Source organism: Actinomadura sp. 21ATH, assembly GCF_041951345.1.
In the GTDB taxonomy this organism is placed as follows: Bacteria; Actinomycetota; Actinomycetes; order Streptosporangiales; family Streptosporangiaceae; genus Spirillospora.
The window spans coordinates 349,811-356,488 of sequence record NZ_JBGNUR010000008.1 but is presented as its reverse complement, the minus strand read 5'-3'; the positions used below and the strand labels follow the sequence as shown (position 1 = coordinate 356,488).

The window sequence follows — 6,678 nt, the reverse complement described above, 5'->3', positions numbered from 1 at the left end:
CTTGACCAGATCCAGCACCTTGCGGCGGAACTCGGGAGGATAGCTCCTGGGCATCCTGTGCCTCTCTTCATGATCGAAGACACGAGGATTCCAGTAACAGGACGCCACCAAAGCCGGGGCACATCACGGACTTCACCGAACCCGGGGCAGCTCACCTCGGCTACACCGTCACCCTCACCTACCCCGGCGCCGGCACCCTCACCCCCGACACCATCCGGGTCCAGATGAGCCCACAAGCACTGATGCCGCCGATCCCCTTCGACATCACCCTGCCCAACACCACCATGACCCGCACCGCCTACACCACCCTGCTGGCCCAGATCAACGCCGCCCTGCGCAACAGCGGCTGCTAGCAGCCAGCTGGAGTCAACCCGGTGGACTTCACCACCCTCATCACGGCGGTCCAGCAGCCGCATCAGCGAGCCGTTGACCAGCAGTCATCGAGGGCGGCGCCTTTCGGGTTGGTGAGCCAAGAGCACACCGGACCCGCGACCCCAGCGCGGGCCGGTGTGCTCGATGCCAGGCCAGGAACGAGATGAGGTTCAAGGACAGGCTTTCAGCGGATCAGTGAGTGAGCCGAGCGCTTCTCTGTCAGCGGCCGCGGAGGCGGTCGCCTGCCGGTGGGCGGGGCGGCGGCGCGCGTCCGGCGGGTCGCCGGGGAGGAGTGTTGCCGCCGTCCGGCCGGTCAGATCTTCTTGGCGAGGAAGCCGAGGACGAGCTCGTTGTAGCGGTCGGGCTTCTCGGCCGGGACGATGTGGCCGGCGCCCTCGACGAAGGCCGCCTCGGAGTGCTCGTTGCTCTCGGCGAGGGCGGCGCCGATGGCGTCCAGGGTCCCGCGGTCCATCACGACGCTCTTGTCCTCGGTGCCGTGCAGGTACAGGGTGGGCTGGGTCGGCAGGGAACCCCAGAGGCGGCCGTGCTCGGCGGCCCACTCGGGCGTGCCCATCTGCTGAGGACCGAAGTTGGTCCGGTACAGGTCCAGGGCCGCCCGCAGCCGGGCGGGCTCGCCCAGCGCCTTGCGCATTCCGTCGATCTCCTCGGCGGCGTCGAAGCCGGGAGCGGTCCACTTTTCTTGCAGCCCCTGGCGCAGCCAGGCCATGTCGTCGGCGGCCAGGACCTCGGTGGCCATGTCCATCTGGATGAACCAGAAGTGGTTGAGGTTTTCGATGCCTTCGAAGGTGTTGGCGTAGGCGGCGAAGAACTGCAAGGGCGGGACGTCGCTGACCACCAGCCGCGACCATCGTTCGGGGGCGGTGGCGGCGGCGGACCAGGCCATGCCCGCGCCCCAGTCGTGCCCGACCAGGATCGCGTCGCTGTCGCCGCCTAGTTCCTGGTGCAGGGCGTTGACGTCGTCGACGAGGTCGCCGAGGAGCATGCTGCCGTCCGCCGGGAGTCCGGTGGGGGCGAAGGCGCGCATGTTGGGGGCGACGGCACGGTAGCCGGCCGCGGCCAGGGCCGGGATCAGGTGGCGGTAGGTGACGTCTCCGGACTCGGGGAAGCCGTGCAGCAGCAGGGCCAGCGGCCCGTCGCCCTGCTCGGCGTAGGAGAAGTCGATGCCGTTGGCGGTGATGCGCCCGTAGTTCAACGTGGTCTCCGTGCTCATGGAAGTGATGTGGTGGCGCCGCGGGATGGGCCCCTCCCGCGGCATCACCGATGCTGCCTCCTTGCAGCACTTTCGCCAAGTACCTACTATTTTTTCAGGTACCTACCTTTTATTCAGTGAGGGAGCCGGAGTTGAAGAAGCGGACCTACTCGTGCGGGTTGGACGCCGCCGTGGACGTGGTGGGCGGCAAGTGGAAGGTGCTGATCCTGTGGGCGCTGCACGACGGGCCGCGCCGGTTCGGCGAGCTCAGGCGCGGCGTACCGGGCATCAGCGAAAAGTCACTGATCATCCAGCTCCGCGAGATGGAGCACTGCGGCCTGGTCCACCGGGAGGTGTATCACCAGGTCCCGCCGAAGGTTGAGTACTCGCTGACCGAGTTCGGCGAGTCCCTCAACCAGGCCCTCATCCCGCTCGGCGAGTGGGGCGAGCGGCACATGAAGACCATCGAAGCCATCCCTGCGGCCTGAGTGCCCGTCTCTGACGCCCTGGGGCGTCGGGCAGCGTCGCCAAGGAGCACAACGGGCGATGCTGCTGGGGCTGGAGTCAAGACGGTCACGACCGTCTGGCGTACTCCAGCCAGGCGGGAAGGCTCACCGGTGAGACCCTCCGAGCGTGGCCGCGCGGGCACGAAGAAAGCGATCGGAAATATCGGACATTCCTGGTGCCTGCCAAGCGGGCGGGTCGCCGGGGCGGAACCGCCGGGGACGAGCTGGCGGCCCGGGCCTCCTGCCCTGTTCCCGCACGCCCGATCGTGATCGTTCCCGCCCGCCCCGGGTCTCACATAATGCTCTGAACGTCAGAGCCTGCGCGACCGCGGCTCGTGCGGTGGCCGGAGTTTGCTGCGCCGTTCGCGCTGACCATGGTCTTCGAGAACGTGCGCGACATGCCCGGCGAACCGCGCCATCGGCCGCCGCACCCCGGCCCTGATCCTGGGCGCGTGGAGCATCCGGATCTGGTTCGCCGCGCTGATGACCGGCGTCCCGGTACTGCTGCACCTGGCGCTGTACGCCCCCACCCACGCCCCTACCCGACTACGAACGCCTTCCCGTCCACTCCGAGGCACACATCACCTGGGCAGCGATCACGCTCATGACCCGCCGTCTGACCCGCAAACAGCAGCCCCCGACCCCGGTTTCTTAGAGGCTGTCTTCGATTCTTCCCAGCGATCACTGCGGGCGTTGAAGACAGCCTCTCAGCGTGGCGACGTGCCGCGGCTTGTGGACGGCGAGGTCGGCGGCCGTCCAGCCGCCGATCGACAGTCCGACCGCGTGAAAGGACTTTTCAGGCAGATGCGCGAGCACCGCGTCGCCATAAGTGTCGACAGCGCCTCCAGGCTCGCGGTGCTGCGGGCGGTGGCGGCCACCCCTCGCCGAGATCATCATTCAGGGACAGGCACTCAAAGGTTGAGGTCCCATGCCGGCGAAGATCGCATGGAGCACGCGGTCGATGTGAGCGGGCGTCAGCGGCTCTTGTGTGATCAGCAGCCTGAAGTACAACGGTCCTGACAGGAGCTCGAAGGCCAGGTCCAGGTCGAAGTCGGGGGCCAGTTGCCCCTGCTCTTTGGCGCGCTTGAGCCGGGCCAGAGTGTCGGCCGCCTGTGGCTGAATGAAGCGTTCGTTGAGGGCGGCGGCGACTTCGGGGTTGTGCTGCGCTTCGCCGATCAGGTCCTGGTACAGCTGTCCCCATGGCGGTCGGCCCAGCAGAGCGGCGGCCCGTGTGATCACTTCGCGCAGGTCGGCCACGATGTCGCCGGTGTCGCGATGCTTCAGATGCCCCACCTGTCAGCCCGTTCCAGACCTGCGGCCTCGTACTTCTTGGACGCGATCCATGACGCGAACGAAAGGCCGACGGAAGTGATGCCCGCCGCGTACATGAGGCTGGATCGTACGCCCCACTTGTGAAGTGTGTGAATCATCTTCCCCCCTTTATGGATCGCCCGTACCCGCCGCTGACCTTGGCAAGCACGCCCCCATGAACTTTGCCAGAACGAGGGAAGGGACGGCTGCCGGCCCTGCATGGCCTGGGCTCACCTGAAACACCGTCCAGCCATATGAGGCGTCAGCAGCAGTCCCGCTGAGCGGTCTGCGGCCAGGGCGGGCGAGTAGCAACGGGCCAGGCGAGCGCGTTGTCCAGCAGGGTGGCGGCGGTGGCGCAGGACGTGCGGGATGAGGCCCTGGCCCACGGGGACGAGTCACATGGCGGCACCCGCCATACGCACCGGCCGTACGCGAAACCTCGCGGTTCCCCCGGCGCGGGGTTTCGTCGCCGTGGCCGCCGTCGCCGGCGGCGGCCGGAGCTCGGTTCGATAGCCGAGATTTCTGGCGCTCTCAGGCGGGCCGAGGTTCGGTGGGACGCGGACCGTGTGCGAGGGCGAGTCCGATCCGGCGTCGAGTGACATCGACGTGCACGATCTTCACGGTGAGAACGTCGCCGATCTCTACGGTGCTGCCGGCCAGTTCGGAGTTGTGCAGAAGTCCCTCCAAGCCGTTGGCGGTGTCTTCGACGCGGATGAAGGCGCCGAAGGAGACGACCTTGGTGACCGGGCCGGTGACGGTGTGACCGATCTGTTCCTGGATGTCGAGCAGCGGGTCCTCCTGGAGCGCTTTGAGGGAGAGCGGTACGTGACCGCGCTCGACATCGACGTCGAGGATTTCGGCGGTGACCTGTTGGCCGACGGTGACGATGTCGGAGGGGTGGTTGATAGGCCGCCATGACAACTCAGGGATCTTGATCACGGCGGTGAGGCCTCCGATGTCCACGAAGGTGACTCCGAAGCTGGCGATCTCGGTGACCCTTCCGGTGACGAGCTGACCTCGGTGCAGTGTTCGCAGGTGAGCCAACTGGCGCTCATTGAGGGTTGGGTCCGGCAAGTCACTGCCCTTCGGTCGGTGGCTGCTACTACACGGCATTCCAGCATGCGGATCGCAGCCGCTGGCGGGGCAGGCAGCCGGCCGGGGCGGGTGACGCTCGTGGCGCTCATCGGGTGGGGTCCTTCTGGTGGGGAGGGCGGCGGCGAGGCGGGGCAGGGCGGCGATCAGCGGTTACGCGTTTTGGTGAGCAGCGGGCCTTGCGCAGGATGTGCCAGGTTTTGAGGGTGGCAGCACCTTGTTCGCCGAGGGCGCGGATCTTGGCGCGGTGGCGGTTGAACAGCTGCTTGCGCTTGCTGAGCTTGCGGCCCTTGCGCCGCTTGTACGGGGTACCGACCGCGCCGCCGGCGCCGGCATGACCCTTGTCGGCGAAGCAGGCGATCGCCCAGTGGGTGAGCGCGTCGACGATGCCGTGCTCGCGGAGCTGGGGTGGCTGCAACCGGTGTCCACGATCAAGGTGGAAGTTCCGAGGTCCGTGCGACCTTCCATCTGGTTTCTGCCCTGCTGGGGTCTCCGTGACGTAAGAGGGCCACCTCGCGACAGACACGAACCTGGCTGAGGTGCCAGCCGACAGCTATTCGGCTCAGTCCGTTTTTCAACATCGTGTATTCCGGCCGTTCCCAATAGGATCCAGTCGAGTAGACGTCGACGTTCTTTTGAGGTGATGCGTCCGTGATGCCTCTGCAGCCGGCTGATCCACGCCAGGTCGGAACGTACCGGCTGGAGTGGAGGCTGGGCGGGGGCGGAATGGGGCAGGTGTACCTGGGCCGCTCCAGGGGTGGACGCCCGGTCGCGGTCAAGGTGGTGCGTCCGGAACTGGCCGAAGATCCGGCGTTCCGGGAGCGGTTCGCCCTGGAGGTCGAAGCGGCTGGCCGCGTCGGCGGCTTCTACACCGCACAGGTGGTTGACGCCGACCCCGCCGCCCATCCACCGTGGCTCGTCACCGCCTTCGTCTCCGGCCCGTCGCTGGCGCAGGCCGTCCACGAGCACGGGCCGTTGGCCGCTCGGACCCTCGACGTGCTCGGAGCGGGCCTGGCCGAGGGCCTGGCCGCCATCCACGCCACCGGCCTAGTGCACCGCGACCTCAAGCCCGGCAACATCATCCTCGCCGCCGACGGCCCCCGCGTCATCGACTTCGGCATCGTCCGCGCCATGGACGCCGCCCATGGCTCCACCGCCGTGCTCGGGACGCCCAGGTTCATGTCCCCTGAGCAGGCCCGCGGGCTGCAGGTGGGGCCGTCCAGCGACGTCTTCGCCCTGGGATCGGTGCTCACGTTCGCCGCGACCGGGCGCGGCCCGTTCGGTACGGGGCCGCCGGAGGCGGTCCTCTACCGGATCGTGCACCAGGAGCCCGACCTGTCCGGGGTGCCCGCCCACCTGATAGACCTGCTCCGCGCCTGCCTGGACAAAGAACCCGCGGAACGGCCCAGGCTCGCCGATATCCTGGAGCGCCTTGCGGACGCCCCGGGCACGCGGTCCGGCCAATGGCTTCCCCGCGAGGTCACCGAGCTGATCAGCCGGTACGACAGCGAGTACGCGCACCGGCCGCCGGATACGACCGGCGGCACACCGGCCCCGCAGGCCGGGCGCCGGTGGCATCTCAGCCGCCGAAGCCTTGTGCTGGCCGGCCTGGGTATCGCCGCGGCGGTCCCGGCGGCCCCCCTGCTGGAATCGCTGTCCGCAGGCGCGGAGGGTTCCCTGCCCCGCGAACCGGCCGCCCTCTTCGACGGACCGGTCCGTGCTCTGGCGTTCAGCCCGGACGGCGACCTGCTGCAACTATGGGACGCCACCACCCACGTGAAGATCGCCACCCTCGCGCACACCAATTCCCACCTGCATGCCTTGGCGTTCGCGCCGGACGGCAAGACGCTGGCGCAGCTGCGCAACGACGGACAGATCACGTTGTGGAACATCCCGTCGCGCAGGCGCACCTCCGCCATCGGCGGCCCTGGCTCCGGCATCACCTGCATCGCATTCGGGCCGGACGGCGTCCTGGCCGGCGGCCTCAACGACGGCACCGTCACGCTGTGGGACATCTCCACCGGCAGGAGCATCACCGCCCTCAGCGCCGGCGCCAACGCCGAGATCGAATGCGTGGCCATCAGCCCGGACGGCCGGACCGTCGCAGCAGCGGGAGGCGAGGGCATCACCGTCTGGACCGTCCGATGACCTCGGCGTTCGCGCCGAAGACGAGCACCTCCGGCAGCA

8 protein-coding genes are annotated in these 6,678 nt (G+C 68.4%); 3 read left to right on the top strand and 5 right to left on the bottom strand.

Annotated features, from left to right (window positions below):
* The first annotated feature begins 224 nt into the window (after nt 1-224).
* Nucleotides 225-353, top strand: coding sequence for a hypothetical protein (locus ACA361_RS24775; RefSeq protein ID WP_375015508.1), 129 nt, complete (start codon nt 225-227; stop codon nt 351-353).
* Between the two features lie 332 nt (nt 354-685).
* Here the strand turns inward: ACA361_RS24775 and ACA361_RS24770 are convergent, their stop codons facing one another.
* Nucleotides 686-1,603, bottom strand: coding sequence for an alpha/beta fold hydrolase (locus tag ACA361_RS24770; protein ID WP_375015507.1), 918 nt, complete (start codon nt 1,601-1,603; stop codon nt 686-688).
* A gap of 131 nt (nt 1,604-1,734) precedes the next feature.
* On the opposite strand from ACA361_RS24770, the gene ACA361_RS24765 reads away from it, so the two are divergent.
* Nucleotides 1,735-2,070, top strand: coding sequence for a winged helix-turn-helix transcriptional regulator (locus tag ACA361_RS24765; RefSeq protein ID WP_375015505.1), 336 nt, complete (start codon nt 1,735-1,737; stop codon nt 2,068-2,070).
* A gap of 699 nt (nt 2,071-2,769) precedes the next feature.
* On the opposite strand, the gene ACA361_RS24760 is transcribed toward ACA361_RS24765, so the two are convergent.
* From ACA361_RS24760 to ACA361_RS24745, 4 genes are all read right to left on the bottom strand, one after another.
* Nucleotides 2,770-2,904, bottom strand: a complete 135-nt coding sequence (locus ACA361_RS24760) for a hypothetical protein (RefSeq protein ID WP_375015503.1) — start codon at nt 2,902-2,904, stop codon at nt 2,770-2,772.
* 81 nt (nt 2,905-2,985) lie between these two features.
* Nucleotides 2,986-3,381, bottom strand: a complete 396-nt coding sequence (locus ACA361_RS24755; protein WP_375015501.1) for a TetR-like C-terminal domain-containing protein — start codon at nt 3,379-3,381, stop codon at nt 2,986-2,988.
* A 549-nt stretch (nt 3,382-3,930) separates the two neighbouring features.
* Nucleotides 3,931-4,473, bottom strand: coding sequence for a S1 RNA-binding domain-containing protein (locus ACA361_RS24750; RefSeq protein ID WP_375015499.1), 543 nt, complete (start codon nt 4,471-4,473; stop codon nt 3,931-3,933).
* Nucleotides 4,474-4,579: 106 nt separating this feature from the next.
* On the bottom strand, nt 4,580-4,909 hold the full coding sequence (locus ACA361_RS24745) for a transposase family protein (protein WP_375015497.1): 330 nt from the start codon (nt 4,907-4,909) through the stop codon (nt 4,580-4,582).
* A 236-nt stretch (nt 4,910-5,145) separates the two neighbouring features.
* Between ACA361_RS24745 and ACA361_RS24740 the strand changes: the two genes are divergently transcribed.
* Entirely contained in the window at nt 5,146-6,639 is a 1,494-nt protein-coding gene (locus tag ACA361_RS24740) for a WD40 repeat domain-containing serine/threonine protein kinase (protein WP_375015496.1), read from the top strand.
* The last annotated feature ends 39 nt before the right edge of the window (nt 6,640-6,678 follow it).